2 protein-coding genes and 1 pseudogene are annotated in these 2,561 nt (G+C 65.5%); 1 reads left to right on the forward strand and 2 read right to left on the reverse strand.

The genetic code is table 11. From position 1 onward, the window contains the following. A partial coding sequence (argB, locus tag VGC56_RS15145; protein WP_464126211.1) for an acetylglutamate kinase occupies positions 1 to 449 on the forward strand: 449 nt, incomplete at its 5' end. Positions 450 to 1,052: 603 nt separating this feature from the next. Here argB and VGC56_RS15150 read toward each other — a convergent pair. Both VGC56_RS15150 and VGC56_RS15155 read right to left on the reverse strand, forming a co-directional pair. Next, positions 1,053 to 2,060 (reverse strand): annotated as a pseudogene (locus VGC56_RS15150) (IS110 family RNA-guided transposase); the annotation flags it as partial. Positions 2,061 to 2,243: 183 nt separating this feature from the next. Further along, the coding region (locus VGC56_RS15155; RefSeq protein WP_464126212.1) for a c-type cytochrome at positions 2,244 to 2,561 on the reverse strand (318 nt) is incomplete at its 5' end.

Raw genomic sequence — 2,561 nt, forward strand, 5'->3', positions numbered from 1 at the left:
ACATCGAGAAGATCGTCGATCTTGGTTTCGTCGGCGAGCCCGACAAGGTCGACGTCACGGTGCTCAACCAGATCCTCGGCCGCGAGCTGATCCCGGTGCTGGCGCCGGTCGCGACCTCGGCCGATGGCGCAACCTACAACGTGAACGCCGACACGTTTGCCGGCGCGATCGCGGGCGCGCTGAAAGCGAAACGCCTTCTACTGCTCACCGACGTGCCGGGCGTGCTCGACAAGTCGAAGTCGCTGATCAAGGAGCTCACCATCAACGACGCGCGCCGCCTGATCGCCGACGGGACGATCTCGGGCGGCATGATCCCCAAGGTCGAGACCTGCCTCTACGCCCTCGACGCCGGCGTCGAGGGCGTGGTCATTCTCGACGGCCGTGTGCCGCACGCGGTGCTGCTCGAGCTCCTCACCGACCACGGCGCCGGAACGCTGATGATGCGGTGAGGCCGTGAGAGGCTGCGATCATGAAGACCCTCTCCGCTGTCGTCCCCGCGAAAGCGGGGACCCATATGTGGACGGCCCCTCGGTTGCAAGAGCTTTTGCAGGTGCGTGCGATCGGACCGCTTGCGATCATATGTCCGGCCTGTTGATACGGTCGCATATGACCGCTGGCCAAGATGGGGTCCGCGACGCGAGTTCCAAACAGAGCAGCGGCTTTGAGCGTGCCACTGGGTCCCACGGAGTGTCTCGCGTCTTGGGATCGATCGATCGATCAACACCATCTGCTCCCGCAAGTTTTCCGGCCTTCGCGGCAGGTGATGCCCACGCACCGCTGAAGCTCGTGAAGGGGTTATGGGTCAGGCTGGATTAGTCATGTCCATGGCTTTCGTTTCTTTGTTCGACCACGGACTGTTTCTTCGTCCCGACCGCAATCGTTGTGGCGCGCCGCGCACAGCCGCCGTCAAGGCCGGCCGTCGCGTTCCCGGCGCGGCGGGCTGCAGCGCCTCCAGGCCGCACCTTGACGGCGGCGAGCACGGCGCCAGGCTTGCGGGGGTGGGACGAAGCGCCCTCGGAGCAAGCGTTGCCGTGCGCGGCGGCAGTGGCGCATGCGCGGTGATAGCGCTCGCCGCTGCGCATCAGCTTCCAGGCAATGCGCGCCGTTTTATTGGCCAGCGCCACGGCTGCCAGCTTGGGCGGTTTGCGTTTGAGCAGCGCTACCAACCAGGGCGAGGGATGTCCTCGCCCCCGCCGCACTTGCTGAATGACGGCCGTGGCGCCGAGCACCAGCACGCGCCGCAACGCCTCGTCACCGGCCCGCGTGATCACACCGAGCCGCTGCTTGCCGGCCGTGGAGTGATCCTTCGGAGTCAGCCCGAGCCAGGCGGCAAAATCCCGACCGCTTCGGAACGCCCGTGGATTGACCACTTTCATTGCCATGAGCGCGGCGCCGATCGGCCCGACACTGGGAATCTCCGCCAGCCGCCGGCTCAGCTCGTTCTGCCGGTGCCAAGCCAAGAGCTGGGCCTCGATCTTGCGAAGCCTGGGCTTGAGCTCGGCGTAGTCCTCGCCTAGCGCGGCAAACAGCGCCCGCGCCAGCGTCGGCAAGCTTTCGTCCGCCGCAATCCGCGCCAGCAGCGGCTCGATCTTCTCCAGCCCCTTGGCCGCCACCAATCCGAACTCGGCCGCATAGCCGCGGATTGTATTGCTCAGTTGCGTGCGGCGGGCGATCAGTTGGTCGCGCATGCCCGCGAGCATCAGGGCGGCCTGCTGCTCGGCCGTCTTCACCGGCACAAATGTCATCCTGGGTCGGCTCATGGCTTCGCAGATCGCCTCAGCGTCCGCCGAGTCGTTCTTGTTGCGCGCAACATAGGGCTTCACCCGTTGCGCCGGCAGCAACTTTACCTCATGTCCCAAAGCCCCGAGCTCGCGGGACCAGTGATGCGCTGCGCCACAAGCTTCCATCCCGACCGACGTCGGGGGCAGCTTCGTGAAGAACTCAATCACCTGCCGGCGCCGGAGCGTCTTGCGCAGAGCCGGCCGCTCGGCAGCATCCACCCCGTGCAGTACAAAAACACTCTTGGACGTGTCCATACCAATGCGGATAAGATCGTTCACGGACGGCTCCTCTTGTATGAGATCTTTAACGACCTCATTCTGGCACAGCGATGCCGTCGAGGGGCCGTCCACCCCAACAGGGCGGCAGATCGTGAACTTCGGGAAATTTGCACTGGGTCCCGGGTCTTCGCGGCGCTCGCCCGGGACACGTAACGTTTCTGACGCAGCGCAGTACAGGCTGCGCTACTTCTGCGCCGCGACGTAAGCGACGATGTCGTCCTTGTCCCGGTCGGAAACGCCGGGGAACACGCCCATGGCGGTGCCAGGGACCATCACGGCGGGCAGCGCGATCCAGGGACCGAGCAGCCCCTCGGTCCATTCAAAGGTCGCGGTATTGCGGAACGCATTGGTGTACTTGAAATCCGGCGCAGCGCCGGCGCGCCGGCCGACGACCCCAAAGAGGTTCGGGCCAACGCGGTTCTCGCCGCCTTTGTCGATGGTGTGACAGATCGCGCACTGGCGCACGAATGCGGCCTGGCCCTTGGCGAGGTCGGCGGCTTC

The sequence above is a fragment of the Allosphingosinicella sp. genome (genome assembly GCF_036403745.1).
Lineage (GTDB): Bacteria > Pseudomonadota > Alphaproteobacteria > Sphingomonadales > Sphingomonadaceae > Allosphingosinicella.